This is a genomic window from Vibrio sp. S457-15, from assembly GCF_000960545.1.
Classification (GTDB): Bacteria; Pseudomonadota; Gammaproteobacteria; order Enterobacterales; family Vibrionaceae; genus Vibrio; species Vibrio parahaemolyticus.
Map to the genome: position 1 here is coordinate 1 of NZ_JYOQ01000112.1, position 381 is coordinate 381.

1 protein-coding gene is annotated in these 381 nt (G+C 52.5%); it reads right to left on the reverse strand.

From position 1 onward, the window contains the following. Positions 1–381, reverse strand: a 381-nt coding sequence (locus tag UF05_RS08955; protein ID WP_197065578.1) for a dihydroxy-acid dehydratase domain-containing protein, incomplete at both ends; no start/stop codon positions are given.

Genomic DNA, 381 nt, shown 5'->3' on the forward strand with positions numbered 1-381 from the left:
CACAGATACCAAGCAGTAATGTGGCATAAAAGACATTGTGGCTCAAAGACAACGCCGTTGATTGCGCAATTAAGTCTCGCGAAAACAGCGACATACCCATGCCGGCTTGACCTTGAGTCACCCCATCGCACATCGCTGGCACACAACCTGCGACTTGCGCTGTATGGCCGTAGTCCGCCAGTACTTGTTTGATTTGCGCTGGGTAGTCTTGGCACGGCTGGTGGGCGCTCAACATGTCGTTGTAGGCGCTGATCAGCGCGACATTGGCATGCGTAAATTCGAGAATATTTTTCTTTTCAGAAGAGCAAGGAGCGGCGACTGCATGGGCTAAGTTACCACACGATAAACCAACACGGCCCTTGCCCGCTTCGGCTTGCACTT